We start from the raw sequence: 14,999 nt of genomic DNA, 5'->3' as shown, positions 1-14,999 counted from the left end.
CCCCGCGGCTTGCACCCCGCGGCAAATCCCGCATCACTGCCGCCATGATCCCCGCCGACCTGCCGCTCTCTGCCTGGGCCGCCCTGCGCCCCGCCATCCCGCCACCGGACGGCGCGGCGCTGGCTCCGAATGTCTGGCGGCTGGGGGACGAGGTGCTCAAGCGCTTTCCGCAGTCCGATCTGGCGCGGTTTCGCCGCATCGTGCGGGCGCATCGTCAGGCCGGCCGGATCTTCCGCGGCTGCAAGGGGCTGGCGGCACAGCGGCTGCTGGGGTTCGACGAGAATCACCGGGCGCTGCTGCTGGGCTTCGTGCCCGGGCGCTCGGGCCGGCAGGCGCTGGAGTGGGTGGCACCGGAAGCGATCCTCGCCGGCGCCGGTGCCTGGCTGCGGGTGTTCCACGCAGGGCGCGAGACGGGCGAGGGGCGTCTCGATCCGTTGGGCGCGCTGGCGCGGCTGCCGCGGCGGTTGGTCTGTGCCGAGGCCGAAGGTTATTCGGCGGCGCTGGGGGCGCTGCACCGGGAGGCCGAGCAACTGCAGGGGCGGCGCGTCAGGCGCGCCTGCCTGCATGGCGACATGACGCTCGCCAACCTGGTGTTTCACGCGGGCGGCGTCACCGGCATCGATTTCGAGAACCTGCGCCGGCACCCGGCCGAACGCGACATCGGCGAGCTTTGGGCCGATCTGCTGCTGCACGTCCCCGGCCTGCCATCCGCGGCAGGGCTGATGCCAGAGACCTGGGAGAGCGCCTTTGCCTTGGCCTACCCGGCCCTGACGCCGGAGGTCGCGGCGTTCTACACCCGCCACCGCCTGCTCAAGGTCTGGGCGGCGATCCCGCCGGACCCGTCCCGGCGCGGGCCGCGGCGCGACCGCCAGCTGCGCAATCTCGGCGCGCTGAGGGCGCGGGGCGGGCTGGGCTAAGGTTTGTCAGTCTGGGGCGTGTCGGGAAACAGCCCTTCCGGCGGGTCGGCGACGATCCGGCCGGCGCCGAGATCGACCGTCGGTACCGCGGCCAGGGTGAAGGGCAGCAGCACGGTGGATTTCAGCCCCGGCCCATGCACCTCGAGCAGATCGTCGGCGCCGTGGTTGTGTACCGCCTTGACCCGGCCGAGCATCACCCCGCCAGTGTCATAGACTTCCACCCCGATCAGGTCGGCGTGGTAATATTCGTCATCTGGCAGGTCGGGCAGCCGGTCGCGCGGGGCGAACAGCTGAACGCCGCGCAGGGCGTCGGCCTCTTCCTTGGTCAGCACCCCGGACAGCCGCGCCGCGAACCCGCCCTTGATCGGCCGGTCGAGCGTCACCTCGAAGGCGCGGCTGCCGTCCTCGGTGCTCAGCGGGCCGTAGCCGGCAACCGCTTCCGGCTCGGCGGTAAAGCTCTTGAGCCGCACCTCGCCGCGCACCCCGAAGGCCCCGGCAATCGCGCCCACGCAAACCTGATCAGACATCTTTATCTTTCCCTGCAAATTCCGGCGTCGGTCACCCGACCGCCCGCCATGGCACAGCGGTCATAGACCTGGCCACGTTCGTGAAGAACACCCAGCGTAAAGGCCACGAGCGAAAACAGGACCAGCCGGAAGATCGCAAAGACATGCACCCCCATCAGGCGTCACGCATGGGCAGGCCACCGCGGCGGCGCTCCCATCCGCTGGTTTCCAGCTCGGGCGTTTCGCTCTCCTGCTCGGGCCAGCCGATGCAGAGATAGCCGACCAGCGCCCAGTCCTGCGGCACCCCCAGGTCCCGCGCCAGTCGCGCCGGATCGAGGATCGAGACCCAGCCGACGCCAAGCCCGCGGGCGCGTGCATCGAGCCAGAACAGGGTGATCGCGCCGACGGTGGAATAGCGCCGCGTCTCCGGCATGGTCCGCGCCCCGAGCCCCGCGCCCTTGGCGGTCTCCTCGGCACAGAAAACCGCGATCTGCTCCGGCGCCTCGCGCAGGCCCGAGAGCTTCAGGCTGCTGTAAAGCCTCGCCCTCTCGCCATCGTAGCCGGCCAGCGCATCGGCATTGCAGGCCTCGAAATTCTCTTGCGCGGCCTGACGCGCCGCGGCGCTTCTGACCCGCACGATCCGCCAGGGCTCGCTCAACCCGACCGACGGGGCCAGCAGAAACGCGTCGAGGCACTGCCGCAGCAGTGCCTCGTCCACCGGATCGGGACGGAAGCGGCGTACGTCGCGCCGCCACCGCATCAGATCGGTCAATTGCGTCCGGAACGTCTCCGGGAAGCACGTCATGCGGACGGCCCCCGAGCTTATTCGTCGGTGGAGGCTTCGGCCGCTTCGGCTGCCTTGGCAGCTTTCTCCTCGGCGCGTTCCTGGGCTTTCTTGCCCGGCTCGGCCTTCTTCAGGTTGGCGCGCTCTTTCTTGTCGACGACGCCGGCGGCTTCAAGGAAGCGCGACACCCGGTCGGTGGTCTGCGCGCCCTGGCCCAGCCAGTATTGCACCCGCTCCATGTCGAGCTTGACGCGGTCTTCGCTGTCTTTCGGCAGCAGCGGGTTGTAGGTGCCCAGCTTTTCGATGTAGCGGCCGTCGCGCGGCATGCGGCTGTCGGCGACGACGATGCGGTAGAAGGGGCGTTTCTTGGAACCGCCGCGGGCGAGACGAAGTTTGATGGCCATTGGGTTAACTCCTTTGATGGCGTGTGGCAGCGATGGGCAGACTGCCCACCCTACGATTGCTGGCTTTTGTGGTGCTGAATGACTTCAGCGATGATGAAGTTCAGGAACTTCTTGGCAAATTCCGGGTCGAGATCGGCCTGGACTGCCAAATCCTCCAGACGCGCGATCTGTTTCGCTTCGCGGTCCGGGTCGGAGGGCGGGAGGTCGTGTTCAGCCTTGAGCTTGCCCACGGCCTGGGTGTGCTTGAACCGCTCGCCCAGAGTATAGACGAGGATCGCATCAAGCCGGTCGATGCTTTCGCGGTGGCCTTTGAGCAGCTCGGCGGCGCGGGTGACGGCGTCAGACAAGAGCGTATCCTTTCGGCGGAAACAGCGGATCGGTCATTGCGGCAGCTCTGCCGCGGGTGTGTAGGCAAACACCAGCGCACCCTCGAGCGCGCCGGTCTGAACGCCGCCCAGCTTCTGCACCAGCGCCTGGCTGGCGGTGTTTTCCGGCGCCACGTAGCTGACGATCTCCCGGGTGCCCAGCGCACGCAGATGGCCCAGCGCGGCCTCGGCCGCCTCAAGAGCAAAGCCCCGGCGCTGCGCCTCGGGGGCGATAAAGAACCCCAGTTCGATCGCCCGGTCGCCCGGCTCGACCCCGGCAAAGACAAAACCCACCGGCACGCCGCCATGGCAAACGGTGAACATGCCGTCGCCGCGCAACAGCCAGCCGGCGACGTAATTGGTGAACTGCGCCCAGATCGCCTCGACTTCGGGGGCCACGCCGAGAAATTTCGCCGAGGGCTGCGAGAACAGCCGCTCGAACAGCGCGAAATCCTCGACCTCCGGCGCGCGCAGCATCAGCCGCGCGGTCGCCAGCACCGGCAGGGTGGCGCGTGCGGCCACGGCGATGTCGGCACCGGGGCAGGGGAGGGAAACGGGCGAGAGCATCACTTACTTCTTCTTGCCGAAGCCGCTGAGGCCCGGCGGCAGCGCCGCGCCGCCGCCCATGCCGCCGAGGCCGCCGAGACCGCCCTTGGCGCCCATCTGCTTGGCCGCGGCTTCCAGCGCTTTCGGGTCCATGCCCTGCGCCATCTCGGGCGGCAGGCCGCCCTTGCCGCCGAACATGCCGCGCATCGCCTGCTTGAGCATGCCGCCTTTGCCCATCTTGCCCATCTTCTTCATCATGTCGCCCATCTGGCGCTGCATCTTCATCAGCTTGTTGAGGTCAGAGACCTCCATGCCGGCGCCCTTGGCGATGCGCTTCTTGCGGCTGGCCTGCATCAGCTTGGGATTGGCGCGCTCCTTCTTGGTCATCGAGTTGATCAGCGCGATCTGCTGGCGGATCACCTTGTCGTCAAAGCCCGACTCCTCGACCTGTTTGGCCATCTTGCCCATGCCGGGCATCATCGACATCATGCCCTCCATGCCGCCCATCTTGAGCATCTGCTCCATCTGCATCTTCAGGTCGTTGAAGTTAAACTGACCCTTCTGGAAGCGCTTCATCATGCGCTCGGCCTGTTCGATCTCGAGCGTTTCCTGCGCCTTCTCGACCAGCGCCACGATGTCGCCCATGCCGAGGATGCGGCCGGCGATGCGCTCGGGCTCGAAGGTCTCGAGCGCGTCCATCTTCTCGCCCAGACCGACGAACTTGATCGGCTTGCCGGTCACTGCGCGCATCGAGAGCGCCGCACCGCCACGGCCGTCGCCGTCCATCCGTGTGAGGACCACGCCGGAGATGCCGATCTTGCCGTCGAACTCTTCTGCGACTTCCACCGCGACCTGACCGGTCAGCCCGTCCACCACCAGCAGCGTCTCGCGCGGCTGAACGGCGTCACGGACGTCCTCGACCTCTTTCATCAGGACTTCGTCGATCTGCAGCCGGCCGGCCGTATCGAGCATGTAGACGTCATAGCCGCCCAGCATCGCCTGCTGTTTCGCCCGCTTGGCAATCTGCACCGCGCTCTCGCCCTTGACGATCGGGAGCGTGTCGACACCGACCTGCTTGCCCAGAACCGCCAGCTGGTCCATCGCCGCCGGGCGATAGATGTCGAGCGAGGCCATCAGCACCTTCTTGCCCTCGCGATCCTTGAGCCGCTTGGCCAGCTTGCCGGTGGTGGTCGTCTTGCCCGAGCCCTGCAGGCCGACCATCAGGATCGGGGCCGGGGCATTGTCGATCTTCAGCGTGCCGGGCTCGCCTTCGCCTTTCAGCACCTCGATCAGCTCGTCATGGACAATCTTGACGACCTGCTGGCCGGGGGTGACCGATTTGGTCACCGAGGCGCCGGTGGCCTTTTCCTCGACCGCCTTGATGAACTGCCGCGCGACGGGCAGCGAGACATCCGCTTCCAGCAGGGCCACGCGCACCTCGCGCAGGGCGGTCTTGACGTCATCGGCGCTCAGCGCGCCCTGTTTGGTCAGGCGGTCGAAGACGCCGGACAGGCGTTCTGACAGGTTCTCGAACATGCGGCTCTACAGCCTCCCGATCTGGTTCCTCTGTCAGCTCACATAAGGGCCGACCGCTCAAAGCACAAACGCTCCCACGGGCGCAGCGCGCTGGTGGGAGGCGATCCCGGGCAGGGCCCAAGGGACCGGAAGGCACAAGTCTTCCGGGTATCGCCGCGGGGAGTAGCCAAAACCCGCAAGAGAGTCAAGCGCGGCCGCGCGGTCCCTTGATCCAGCGCTTCTTGCGGCCTTCCTCTCGCCGAAAATAGTCTTGAGGGGAGGGCTGGAGGCCCGAGGGGCAAAGCCCCCCTTCTTCGCGGACACGCAGACACGCGGGCAACGCCACCCCCGAACCTGATGTGAGGACCAAAGCCCGCCACACCGAACATCAAGACCCATGGCCCTCGCAAAACAAGGCCGGGGGGCGCAGCCCCCCGGCCCGTCGACACGCGCAGGCGTGGCGAAACCCCGGCCCGGCGGCCTCAGGCGGCGGCGGCCTCGGCCAGTTCGGCGCCCTCGGTCACAAAGGTCACGTCGGTCAGCCCGACGAACCCCAGAATGTGACGCAGGTAGCCCGAGGCGAAGTCGTAGTCCGACCCCAGCGGCGTGCCGCCGGAGGCATAGGCCACGATCACCTTCTTGCCGCTGAGCAGCCCCTCGGGGCCCTCGGCGGTGTAGCGGAAGGTTACGCCGGCACGGGCGATCAGGTCGATCCAGGCCTTAAGCGCGGCGGGCACGGCGAAGTTGTAGACCGGCAGCCCTATCACGATGGTATCGGCCGCCTGCAATTCCGCCACCAGCGCGTCGGATTGCGCCAGGCGGGCCTTTTGCGCCTCGGTGCGGTCGGCTTCGGGCGTAAAGTTGGCACCGACCCAGGTCTCGTCGATCTGCGGCAGCGGCGTGTCGGCCAGGTCGCGGGTGATGACGCGGGCCGGTGCCAGGGTTTCGGTCAGGCTTTCGGTCAGCACACGGGTGGCCGAAGCGGTCTTGCGGGCGGATGCGTCGATGCGCAGGAGTGTCGTGGTGGTCATGGGAGTGTCTCCGGGTTTGATCTGCGCTAGACTTGGCCCTTGCATCCGCGAACTCAATTGCATCATATCAACAGGTCTTGTGAGTTCACGCACAGAAATAACCGGTGGGGTCGGTCGATGGACAATTGGGGAGAGGTGCGCACCGCCTTTCAGGTGGCATTGCACGGCACGGTCAGCGGCGCCGCCGAGGCCCTGGGCGTCCACCACGCCACGGTGATCCGCCATATCGACGCGCTCGAGGCGCAGCTCGGCGCCAAGCTGTTCCAGCGCCATGCCCGCGGCTATACCCCGACCGAGGCCGGCGAGGACCTGTTGCGGGTGGCGCAGGCCACCGAGGACCAATTCAACCAGCTGCAGGGCCGGATCAAGGGCCGCGGCGAGGGGGTCTCGGGCGAGCTGGTGGTGACCTCGCTGGTCGGCATGGCGGGGATGTTCGCGCCGGTGCTGGCCGAGTTCCAGCGCGACTATCCCAAGGTGGTGCTGCGCTACCTGACCGGCGACCGGCTGTTCCGGCTGGAATACGGCGAGGCGCATGTGGCGATCCGCGCCGGCTCGGCGCCCGAGCAGCCCGACAACGTGGTGCAGCCGTTCTTTCGCCATCCCTTCGCGCTCTATGCCGCGAAATCCTATATCGAGGCTCATGGCATGCCGGCGCAGGACGCCGACCTGGCCAAGCACCGCATCGTCTGCCATGACGACCTCAACAGCCGCGCGCCGATGTACCGCTGGCTGCGCCAGCAGGTGCCGGAAAGCGCCTGCTTCTTTCGCAGCACCGACCTGCGCGCCAATACCGAAGCCGTGGTCGCTGGCGCCGGCATCGGCTTTGTGCCGGTCTGGGAGGCGCATCGCCATGCCGACCTGGTGCAGGTCATGGCGCCGCGCGACGAATGGGCCTCGCAGCTCTGGCTGGTCACCCATGTCGACCTGCATCGCGCCGCCAAGGTGCAGGCCTTCCTGAAATACCTGAAATCCCACGCCACGCAGTGGGAAAAGACCTGCGCGCTGCATGACTGAGGCGACCCGCGGCCACTTGGCCATGCTTGCATTCTCGGCGCTGGTGGCGGGGTCCTTCTCGCTCGGCGGGCTGGTGGCCAACGAGATCGCGCCGGCAGCGCTGCAGGCGGCGCGGTTCCTGCTGGCCGCAATGCTGACCGGGGTGCTGGCCTCGGCCTCTGGCCAGATCCGACGCGCGCACCTGGCCGCGCCGTGGCGGTATTTCCTGCTGGCGGGCTTCTTCGGTACTTATTTCGTGCTGATGTTCGAGGGGCTCAAGACCGCCGCTCCGGTCAGCGCGGCGGCGGTCTTTACCCTGATCCCGATCATGGCGGCGGGCTTCGGCTATCTGCTGCTGCGCCAGATCCTGACGCCGCGCATCGCACTGGGGCTGTCAGTAGGGGCCTCGGGGGCGCTCTGGGTGATCTTCCAAGGCAGCTGGACGGCGTTTCTCAGGTTCGAGATCGGCCGCGGCGAGGCGATCTATTTCCTCGGCTGCATCTTCCATGCGATCTATGCGCCGCTGTTGGCCCGGCTCAACCGGGGCGAGCCGCCGGTGGTCTTTACCACCGGCATCCTGATCGCCGGCACGCTGCTGATGACCGCCTATGGATGGCGCGACCTGACCGCCACCGACTGGGCGGCGCTGCCGGCGCTGGTCTGGATCACGCTGGGCTACATTGCGGTCTTTGCCACGGTCGCCACCTTCATGCTGCTGCAGGTCGCCTCGCTGCGGCTGCCGGCCTCCAAGGTGATGGCCTATACCTATTTGACACCCTCCTGGGTGCTGCTGTGGGAGCTGGCACTTGGCCATGGCGCGCCGCTGCCGCTGGTGCTGGTGGGGGTGGGGCTGACGGTGCTGGCGCTGCTGATCCTGCTGCGGCAAGAGCCCGAGCGCCAGCCGCATCCGGCCTGAGCTACTCGCGGTCGGGCCGCTCTGACCGTTCTGGCCGCTCGGGCCGCTCGGGCAGTTCGGCGGCCAGAAAGCGCTCGAAGGCGTCGAGGTTGACCGGCTCGAACTGGCCAAAGCCCTGCATCCAGACGCTGGCGGCGCGCAGCGCGTCCGGTTCCAGCTTGCACCATTTCACCCGGCCGCGCTTTTCCTGGCTGACGAGGCCAGCGCGGGTCAGGATCACCAGATGCTTGGAGATCGCGGCGAGCGACATGTCAAACGGATGGGCGACATCGGTCACCGCCATGTCATCCTCGAGCAGCATCGACAGGATCGCGCGGCGGGTGGGATCGGCAAGCGCGGCGAAGACCGCGTCAAGGGAGGCTGTCGGTGTCACAGCCGCCGGGGTAGCCATTGCGCCGGGGCCGGTCAAGGGACCTGCCTATCCAAGATCAACCGATCAGTTGAATATCTCAATCGGGCGGGTTTGGCCGGGCCGGGGCCTGCGACGGTTTGACGAGCTTGACAGGAGGGTAAGAAAAAACGTTTTTCATCAATGAGTTGAGATTGGCCTCAACACCGATCACCGGATATTGACTCGCGGCCCCTGCGGCCTTAGCACAACGGCAAGGATTTACCACGGGGGACAGCTTGCCGGACCTTGAGCATCGCAAGCGGCTGGACGCGCTCGACGAGCGCATCGCCAAGCTCAAGGGCGGGGAGGCCAAACCCCACCAGGAAGAGCATTATTCGCAGGCCAACATGGGCTGGCGCATGGTGATCGAGCTTGTGGCCGGTCTGGGGATCGGCTTTGGCATCGGATTCGGGCTCGACAGCCTGTTCGGCACGCTGCCGATCTTTCTGGTGCTGTTTACATTGCTGGGCTTCGCCGCCGGGGTGCAGACGATGCTGCGCACGGCCAAGGAGTTCCAGCCAAAGGACCAATCGGCCGAAACGGCCGGAGAGCACGAGAGGGACAAAAATGGCGACTGAGGCGACTGACGCGCACGGCGCGGAAGAGGGCGGTCTGGTTTTCCACCCGATGGACCAATTCATCGTCGAGCCGCTGTTCGGCGGCACCGAGGTGGGCATGTTCACCATCACCAACGTGACGCTGTGGATGTTCCTCGCGGTTCTCGCGGTGGTGGCGCTGATGGTGCTGGGCACCTCGCGCCGCGCGATCATCCCTTCGCGAACCCAGTCGATCGGCGAGCTGGCCTATGGCTTCGTCTACAAGATGGTCGAGGATGTCGCCGGCAAGGACGCGCTGTCCTTCTTCCCCTACATCATGACGCTGTTCATGTTCATCGTCTTCGCCAACTTCCTCGGGCTGATTCCGATGTCCTTCACCACCACATCGCATTTCGCGGTCACCGTGGTGCTGGCGCTCTTGGTCTTCGTCACCGTCACGGTGGTGGGCTTTGTCAAGAACGGCTCCAAGTTTCTCGGCCTGTTCTGGGTCGCCTCGGCGCCGCTGGCGCTGCGCCCGATCCTGGCGATTATCGAGGTGATTTCCTACTTCGTGCGTCCGGTCAGCCACTCCATTCGTCTGGCAGGCAACCTGATGGCCGGCCACGCGGTGATCAAGGTCTTCGCGGGCTTCGCCGCCATCGCCATCGTGAGCCCGATCTCGATCATCGCCATCACCGCGATGTACGGTCTCGAAATCCTCGTGTCCTTCATCCAGGCCTATGTCTTCACCATCCTGACATGCGTCTACCTCAAGGACGCGCTGCATCCGTCGCATTAACCCGCGGTGGGTTGCAAACCCACCCTACGATCCCGGTGGGCTGACCCCCGCCAAACGAACACGGTCGGGGATGACCCCCGGCCCGACACACCCCTGAATTCCAACTTCCAATCGTAAGGAGATACCCCCATGGAAGGTCAACTCGCACATATCGGCGCAGGTCTCGCAGCTATCGGTTCCGGCGCTGCCGCAATCGGTGTGGGCAACGTCGCAGGCAACTTCCTTGCCGGCGCCCTGCGCAACCCCTCCGCTGCCGCGTCGCAGACCGCGACCCTCTTCATCGGCATCGCCTTTGCAGAAGCCCTGGGCATCTTCTCGTTCCTGGTCGCTCTGCTGCTGATGTTCGCCGTCTAAACCTCGCGGAAGACAGATCCTTACGCCTCGGTCGGGCGCTGATGCGCCCGGCCGCTGGTAACCGGACTTCCCAAGGAGGACGACATGGCAACAGTAACCACAGAGGCCGCAGTCGACGGGGCTGACGCCGCCGCAGCCGCTCCCGGCATGCCGCAGCTGAACTTCGATCACTGGGGCAACCAGATCTTCTGGCTCCTGATCACGCTGGCCGTGATCTATTTCGTCCTGTCCCGCGTCGCGCTGCCGCGCATCGCCGCGGTTCTGGCGGAACGTCAGGGAACCATCACCAATGACCTCGCCAAGGCCGAAGAGCTGAAGCGTCAGGCCGGTGAGGCCGAACAGGCCTATGACAAGGCGCTGGCGGATGCCCGTGCCGAGGCACAGACCATCATCGCCGAAGCCAAGGCCGAAATCTCCGCCGATCTCAAGGTTGCGACCGACAAGGCCGACGCCGAGATCGCCGCCCGCACCGCGGAATCGGAAGAGGCGATCGCCGAAATTCGCGCCAGCGCGCTCGACAATGTGAAAGAGGTTGCCCGCGACACCGCGGAAGCGCTCGTCACCGCGCTGGGGGGCCGTGCGGACAATGCCGCCATCGACGCGGCCGTGGCCGAACGGACGAAAGGGTAAGACATGCGCAAACTCCTGACAGTGGCGCTGATTGCCTCCGCAAGCCCGGCACTGGCCGCCACCGGCCCGTTCTTCTCGCTGCACAACACCGATTTCATCGTGTTGCTGGCCTTCCTGCTGTTCATCGCGGTCCTGATCTACTTCAAGGTGCCCTCGATGCTGGCAGGCATGCTCGACAAGCGGGCCGAAGGCATCCGCTCCGAGCTCGACGAAGCCCGCGCCATCCGCGAGGAAGCGCAGACCCTGCTGGCCTCCTACGAGCGCAAGCAGCAAGAGGTGAAGGACCAGTCGCAGCGCATCGTCGATCACGCCAAGGAAGAGGCGCGTGTCGCCGGTGACGCCGCCAAGAAGGACATCGAAGCCTCGATCGCCCGCCGCCTGGCCGGTGCCGAGGACCAGATCGCATCGGCCCGTGCCGCCGCGGTAAGGGAGGTGCGTGACCGTGCCGTGACGGTGGCCGTGGCCGCCGCGCGCGAGGTGATCGCCAAGCAGATGACCGAGGAAGACGCCAACCGACTGATCGACGAGTCGATCACCACGGTGGAAGCCAAGCTGCACTGAGCCGCACTTCCAACTGGCCAAGAGACTGCACCGCCCGGAGCCCAGCGCTTCGGGCGTTTTGCCGTTCCGGGGTCAGGGCCGGCGGCTCTGTTCGTGCTCGTAGCGTTGCCGGGCGATGGCCTCGTTGCGCGCCGCCTTGGCGTCGTCTCGCAGCGCCGTCTCGACATAATCGAGATGGGTCTCGATCGCCGCCCGTGCCGCCGCGCCCTCGCGCGCCTGCAGCGCCGTGTTGATGCGCTGGTGCTGCTCGAGCAGCATCTCGCGGGTCAGCCGCTGGCGGAACATGATCTGGCGGTTGTAGAACACCCCCTCGCGCAGCAACTGGTACATCGAGCGCATCATGTGCAGCATGATCACGTTGTGGCTGGCCTCGATGATCGACAGGTGAAACTCGGCATCGAGCGCCGCCTCGTCAGAGGGGTCGCGCTTGGCATGCGCCGCCACCATCTTGTCATAGACCGTCTGGATCACCTTGAGATCGGTGTCAGAGCCCAGCCGCGCCGCGCGCTCGGCCGCGAGGCCTTCCATGTCGCGGCGGAACGACAGGTAGTCAAAGACCGCGTCGTCATGGGTGGCAAAGAGCTGCACCAGCGCCGGCGAGAAGGCCGAGCCCAGCACATCGGCCACGAAGATGCCCGCGCCGGCCTTGCTGCTCAACAGCCCCTTGTCCTGCAACTCGGCAATCGCCTCGCGCAGCGAGGGCCGCGAGACGCCAAGCCGCTCCGAGAGCTCGCGCTCCGAGGGCAGCCGCTCGCCGGGACGCAGGATGCCGCGCAGGATGAGCTGCTCGATCTGGCGGGTCACTGCGGTCGAGAGCTTTTCGGTCTGGATGGGCTGAAACGGCATGAGGGCTCCGGTGGCAATTGGTCAATTTATATGACCACCGGTGGGGCAGGGGCAAGCAGGGGACCGAGACATTGCGCCTGTCTGCCGGGTTTGCTCGGCTTTGGGTAAGGGTTTGTTAACCGTGCGGCGGGTAGCCTTCGGGCATGGGTCGCGTTGCGTTGTTTCCTGTTCTGATCCTTTGCATGGGCTGCAACAGCCCGGGGCCGCGTCATCTTGGCGTGGCCCCTGTGCGCGTCGAAGAGCGCGGGATGCAGTTCGACATCCGGACCCGCGATGGTTATGCCGAGGCGATCCGCACCAACGCGCGTCTCGGCGTCAGGATGCGCGATGTGGCCAGCACTGGCGGCCGCGCCATCACGCGCGCCACCGGCTGCGCGGTGGTTTGGCTGCAGGGCGATCCGTCGGTGCTGCTGGCCGGCCTCGATTGCGGCGACGGGCAGGCGCCGCCACCGCAACCGCGCAGCCGCATGGTCTGTACCGGCACCGTCTCGGCGCCGTACCGCGACGGTGACAGCGACGTCATCTTCTCCTGCGGCTGACAACGCGCTGATTTCAGCCGATATCCTGTGGATAACCGCCGGCTTATCCCCACATCCTGTGGCGGGGCGTTGACAGACCACAACACCAAGGCACACACTGGCTGAAAATCGGAATCACCGGGGCAAACCCGGGCAATCGAGAGGCCAGAGCATTGCGCTTTTCCAAACTGCGTCTGACAGGCTTCAAAAGCTTTGTCGACCCGACCGACCTGTTGATTCAGGACGGACTGACCGGCGTGGTGGGGCCGAACGGCTGCGGCAAATCCAACCTGCTCGAGGCGCTGCGCTGGGTGATGGGCGAGACCCGTGCCAAGGCGATGCGCGGCGGCGGCATGGAAGACGTGATCTTCGCCGGCGCCTCGTCGCGGCCGGCGCGCAACTTCGCCGAGGTGGCGCTGCATCTCGACAATTCCGACCGTCTGGCGCCGGCCGGCTTCAACGACGCCGACGCGCTGGAGATCACCCGGCGGATCACCCGCGACGTGGGCTCGGCCTACAAGATCAACGCCAAGGACGTGCGCGCGCGCGACGTGCAGATGCTGTTTGCCGATGCCTCGACCGGCGCGCATTCGCCGGCGCTGGTGCGTCAGGGGCAGATCTCCGAGCTGATCAACGCCAAGCCCAAGAACCGCCGCCGCATCCTCGAAGAGGCGGCGGGCATCTCCGGCCTCTACCAGCGCCGCCACGAGGCGGAACTGAAGCTCAAGAACACCGAGGCCAACCTGCTGCGGGTCGACGACGTGATCGAACAGCTGGCGGCGCAGCTGTCGCAGCTGGCGCGGCAGGCGAAACAGGCGGCGCGCTACCGGGCGATCGGAGAGGACCTGCGCCAGGCCGAAGGGTTATTGCTCTATCGCCGCTGGCGCGAGGCCGATGAGGCCCGTCTCAGGGCCGAGGAGGTGCTGCGTGCCATGGTCACCACCGCCGCACAGGCCGAGACCGCCGCACGCCAGTCCGCCACCGCGCGTCAGGAGGCCGACGCCGCCCTGCCGCCGATGCGCGAGGAAGAGGCGATTGCGACGGCCGTGCTGCAGCGTTTGCAGGTGCAGCGCGACACTCTGGCCGATCAGGAGAGCGCCGCCCGCGACAAGATCGCCACGCTGGAGAACCGCATCTCGCAGCTGGCTCGCGACCTCGAGCGTGAGGCCGGGCTGAACCGCGATGCCGGCGAGACCATCGAGCGGTTGGAGTGGGAGGCCGAGGAGCTGGCCCGCGCCGGAGAGGGCCATGATGCCGCTATGGAAGAGGCCAGCGAGATGGCGCAGGAGGCCGCCGCGGTGTTGTCCGAGCGCGAGGGCGACCTGACCCGGCAGACCGAGGACGTGGCCCGTCTGGCCGCCCGCCACCAGTCGGCGCAGCGGCTGCTCGACGAGAGCCGCAAGCGTCAGGCCCGCAGCGAGGCCGAGGCGCAGAAGGCCCGCGCCGCTGTCGACGAGTCGCAGGCCCGGCTGGCGCAGGCCGCCGAGGACGAGGACGCCGCCCGCGCCGCCGAAGAGGCCGCCAAGGGTATGGCGCAGCGCGCCGATGACGCGCTGACCGCCGCAGACGAGGCCCGCGCCGAGGCGCAATCGCGCGAGGCCGAGGCGCGCGGCGAACGCTCCGAGGCCGAGGGCGAGGCCAATGCCCTGCGCGCCGAAGCCTCGGCGCTGGCCAAGCTGCTCGAGCGCGACACCGCCGAGGGCGGCCAGATCATGGACCGCTTGCAGGTCCAGCAGGGGTTCGAAAAGGCGCTCGGCGCCGCCCTGGCCGACGATCTGCGCGCCCCTGAAGTGCAGGCCGACGGCCCCTCGGGCTGGGCCAGCCTGCCGCAATACGACCTGCCGCCGGCGCTGCCGGAGGGGGTGACGCCGCTGTCGCTGCATGTCTCGGTGCCGGAGGTCCTGTCGCGGCGCATGGGCCAGATCGGTCTTGTCGGCGCCGATGACGGCAGTCGCCTGCAGCCGCGGCTGCAACCTGGCCAGAGGTTGGTCAGTCTCGAGGGCGATCTCTGGCGGTGGGACGGGTTTCGCGCCTGGGCCGAGGATGCGCCCACGGCCGCGGCGCTGCGGCTGGAACAGCTCAACCGGCTCGAGGAACTCAAGCAGGCGCTGGAACATGCCACCACCCGGATGGAGGCGGCGCGCGCCGCGCATGACGCGCTCACCTCCCGCCTGTCGGACCTGACCCGCGCCGATCGCGATGCCCGAGAGGCCCGGCGCGAGGCCGACCGCGCCTTCAACGACGCCAGCCGCGCGATGAACCGCGCCGAGGCCGAGAAGAACCTTGCCGAGGGCCGCCTTGAGAGCCTCGGGCTCGCGGTGCAGCGCCACGAGGAAGAGGCCGGTGCGGCCGCGCTGCAATTGCGCGAGGCCGAGCGCGGCGCAGCT

Annotated in this window: 19 protein-coding genes; 10 read left to right on the top strand and 9 right to left on the bottom strand. The window is 67.3% G+C overall.

Features of this window, described 5'->3' with window-relative positions:
• Window positions 1-44 precede the first annotated feature (44 nt).
• Window positions 45-917, top strand: coding sequence for a hypothetical protein (locus VOI27_RS20335; RefSeq protein ID WP_323767983.1), 873 nt, complete (start codon window positions 45-47; stop codon window positions 915-917).
• Here the strand turns inward: VOI27_RS20335 and rimM are convergent.
• From rimM to VOI27_RS20300, 7 genes are all read right to left on the bottom strand, one after another.
• Window positions 914-1,444, bottom strand: coding sequence for a ribosome maturation factor RimM (gene rimM / locus VOI27_RS20330; protein WP_323767981.1), 531 nt, complete (start codon window positions 1,442-1,444; stop codon window positions 914-916). The two genes, VOI27_RS20335 and rimM, sit on opposite strands and share 4 nt — an antisense overlap.
• 154 nt (window positions 1,445-1,598) lie before the next feature.
• A complete protein-coding gene (gene bluB, locus VOI27_RS20325; RefSeq protein ID WP_323767979.1) occupies window positions 1,599-2,228 on the bottom strand; it encodes a 5,6-dimethylbenzimidazole synthase in 630 nt (209 codons plus the stop codon).
• A 17-nt stretch (window positions 2,229-2,245) separates the two neighbouring features.
• Window positions 2,246-2,611, bottom strand: coding sequence for a 30S ribosomal protein S16 (gene rpsP, locus VOI27_RS20320; RefSeq protein ID WP_323767977.1), 366 nt, complete (start codon window positions 2,609-2,611; stop codon window positions 2,246-2,248).
• A gap of 50 nt (window positions 2,612-2,661) precedes the next feature.
• On the bottom strand, window positions 2,662-2,958 hold the full coding sequence (locus VOI27_RS20315; protein WP_323767975.1) for a chorismate mutase: 297 nt from the start codon (window positions 2,956-2,958) through the stop codon (window positions 2,662-2,664).
• A 33-nt stretch (window positions 2,959-2,991) separates the two neighbouring features.
• A complete protein-coding gene (locus VOI27_RS20310; RefSeq protein WP_323767973.1) occupies window positions 2,992-3,543 on the bottom strand; it encodes a GNAT family N-acetyltransferase in 552 nt (183 codons plus the stop codon).
• A gap of 3 nt (window positions 3,544-3,546) precedes the next feature.
• Complete coding sequence (gene ffh, locus VOI27_RS20305; protein ID WP_323767971.1) at window positions 3,547-5,058, bottom strand: signal recognition particle protein; 1,512 nt, start codon at window positions 5,056-5,058, stop codon at window positions 3,547-3,549.
• A gap of 461 nt (window positions 5,059-5,519) precedes the next feature.
• On the bottom strand, window positions 5,520-6,068 hold the full coding sequence (locus tag VOI27_RS20300) for an FMN-dependent NADH-azoreductase (protein WP_323767969.1): 549 nt from the start codon (window positions 6,066-6,068) through the stop codon (window positions 5,520-5,522).
• Between the two features lie 117 nt (window positions 6,069-6,185).
• Between VOI27_RS20300 and VOI27_RS20295 the strand changes: the two genes are divergently transcribed.
• A complete protein-coding gene (locus VOI27_RS20295; RefSeq protein ID WP_323767967.1) occupies window positions 6,186-7,082 on the top strand; it encodes a LysR family transcriptional regulator in 897 nt (298 codons plus the stop codon).
• Window positions 7,075-7,977 (top strand): DMT family transporter, encoded by a 903-nt coding sequence (locus VOI27_RS20290; RefSeq protein ID WP_323767965.1) that lies wholly within the window; start codon window positions 7,075-7,077, stop codon window positions 7,975-7,977. Before VOI27_RS20295 ends, VOI27_RS20290 begins: the two co-directional genes overlap by 8 nt.
• Before the next feature lies 1 nt (window position 7,978).
• Here the strand turns inward: VOI27_RS20290 and VOI27_RS20285 are convergent, their stop codons facing one another.
• Window positions 7,979-8,368 carry a metalloregulator ArsR/SmtB family transcription factor gene (locus VOI27_RS20285; RefSeq protein ID WP_323767963.1) on the bottom strand — a complete coding sequence of 130 codons (390 nt, stop codon included), beginning with the start codon at window positions 8,366-8,368 and terminating at the stop codon, window positions 7,979-7,981.
• Window positions 8,369-8,604: 236 nt separating this feature from the next.
• Between VOI27_RS20285 and VOI27_RS20280 the strand changes: the two genes are divergently transcribed.
• From VOI27_RS20280 to VOI27_RS20260, 5 genes are all read left to right on the top strand, one after another.
• A complete protein-coding gene (locus tag VOI27_RS20280) occupies window positions 8,605-8,946 on the top strand; it encodes an AtpZ/AtpI family protein (RefSeq protein WP_323767961.1) in 342 nt (113 codons plus the stop codon).
• Entirely contained in the window at window positions 8,936-9,703 is a 768-nt protein-coding gene (locus tag VOI27_RS20275) for a F0F1 ATP synthase subunit A (protein ID WP_323767959.1), read from the top strand. Before VOI27_RS20280 ends, VOI27_RS20275 begins: the two co-directional genes overlap by 11 nt.
• A 129-nt stretch (window positions 9,704-9,832) precedes the next feature.
• The gene (locus VOI27_RS20270; RefSeq protein WP_090027589.1) at window positions 9,833-10,057 is read left to right on the top strand and encodes a F0F1 ATP synthase subunit C; all 225 of its coding nucleotides are present in this window, start codon (window positions 9,833-9,835) and stop codon (window positions 10,055-10,057) included.
• An 84-nt stretch (window positions 10,058-10,141) separates the two neighbouring features.
• Window positions 10,142-10,687, top strand: a complete 546-nt coding sequence (locus VOI27_RS20265; RefSeq protein WP_323767954.1) for a F0F1 ATP synthase subunit B' — start codon at window positions 10,142-10,144, stop codon at window positions 10,685-10,687.
• Between the two features lie 3 nt (window positions 10,688-10,690).
• Entirely contained in the window at window positions 10,691-11,248 is a 558-nt protein-coding gene (locus VOI27_RS20260; RefSeq protein WP_323767952.1) for a F0F1 ATP synthase subunit B, read from the top strand.
• Window positions 11,249-11,320: 72 nt separating this feature from the next.
• Here VOI27_RS20260 and VOI27_RS20255 read toward each other — a convergent pair whose 3' ends face one another.
• Window positions 11,321-12,094, bottom strand: a complete 774-nt coding sequence (locus VOI27_RS20255) for a FadR/GntR family transcriptional regulator (RefSeq protein ID WP_323767950.1) — start codon at window positions 12,092-12,094, stop codon at window positions 11,321-11,323.
• 248 nt (window positions 12,095-12,342) lie between these two features.
• Between VOI27_RS20255 and VOI27_RS20250 the strand changes: the two genes are divergently transcribed.
• Window positions 12,343-12,633: a hypothetical protein gene (locus VOI27_RS20250; protein WP_323767948.1), complete on the top strand. Its 291-nt coding sequence runs from the start codon at window positions 12,343-12,345 to the stop codon at window positions 12,631-12,633.
• A gap of 152 nt (window positions 12,634-12,785) precedes the next feature.
• A partial coding sequence (locus VOI27_RS20245) for a chromosome segregation SMC family protein (RefSeq protein WP_323767946.1) occupies window positions 12,786-14,999 on the top strand: 2,214 nt, incomplete at its 3' end.

Source organism: Marinovum sp. (assembly GCF_034669705.1).
In the GTDB taxonomy this organism is placed as follows: domain Bacteria; phylum Pseudomonadota; class Alphaproteobacteria; order Rhodobacterales; family Rhodobacteraceae; genus Marinovum.
Note: the sequence above shows the minus strand (reverse complement) of the source record. Positions and strands in the feature narration are given on the sequence as shown.

Excerpts from the sequence above, each read along its gene's own strand:
- VOI27_RS20300 (WP_323767969.1), bottom strand. The coding sequence starts at position 6,068 with ATGACCACCACGACACTCCTGCGCATCGACGCATCCGCCCGCAAGACC.
- VOI27_RS20335 (WP_323767983.1), top strand. The coding sequence starts at position 45 with ATGATCCCCGCCGACCTGCCGCTCTCTGCCTGGGCCGCCCTGCGCCCC.
- VOI27_RS20275 (WP_323767959.1), top strand. The coding sequence starts at position 8,936 with ATGGCGACTGAGGCGACTGACGCGCACGGCGCGGAAGAGGGCGGTCTG.
- VOI27_RS20290 (WP_323767965.1), top strand. The coding sequence starts at position 7,075 with ATGACTGAGGCGACCCGCGGCCACTTGGCCATGCTTGCATTCTCGGCG.
- VOI27_RS20265 (WP_323767954.1), top strand. The coding sequence starts at position 10,142 with ATGGCAACAGTAACCACAGAGGCCGCAGTCGACGGGGCTGACGCCGCC.
- VOI27_RS20310 (WP_323767973.1), bottom strand. The coding sequence starts at position 3,543 with ATGCTCTCGCCCGTTTCCCTCCCCTGCCCCGGTGCCGACATCGCCGTG.
- VOI27_RS20270 (WP_090027589.1), top strand. The coding sequence starts at position 9,833 with ATGGAAGGTCAACTCGCACATATCGGCGCAGGTCTCGCAGCTATCGGT.
- VOI27_RS20260 (WP_323767952.1), top strand. The coding sequence starts at position 10,691 with ATGCGCAAACTCCTGACAGTGGCGCTGATTGCCTCCGCAAGCCCGGCA.
- ffh (WP_323767971.1), bottom strand. The coding sequence starts at position 5,058 with ATGTTCGAGAACCTGTCAGAACGCCTGTCCGGCGTCTTCGACCGCCTG.
- bluB (WP_323767979.1), bottom strand. The coding sequence starts at position 2,228 with ATGACGTGCTTCCCGGAGACGTTCCGGACGCAATTGACCGATCTGATG.
- rpsP (WP_323767977.1), bottom strand. The coding sequence starts at position 2,611 with ATGGCCATCAAACTTCGTCTCGCCCGCGGCGGTTCCAAGAAACGCCCC.
- VOI27_RS20295 (WP_323767967.1), top strand. The coding sequence starts at position 6,186 with ATGGACAATTGGGGAGAGGTGCGCACCGCCTTTCAGGTGGCATTGCAC.
- VOI27_RS20250 (WP_323767948.1), top strand. The coding sequence starts at position 12,343 with ATGCAGTTCGACATCCGGACCCGCGATGGTTATGCCGAGGCGATCCGC.
- VOI27_RS20255 (WP_323767950.1), bottom strand. The coding sequence starts at position 12,094 with ATGCCGTTTCAGCCCATCCAGACCGAAAAGCTCTCGACCGCAGTGACC.
- rimM (WP_323767981.1), bottom strand. The coding sequence starts at position 1,444 with ATGTCTGATCAGGTTTGCGTGGGCGCGATTGCCGGGGCCTTCGGGGTG.
- VOI27_RS20285 (WP_323767963.1), bottom strand. The coding sequence starts at position 8,368 with ATGGCTACCCCGGCGGCTGTGACACCGACAGCCTCCCTTGACGCGGTC.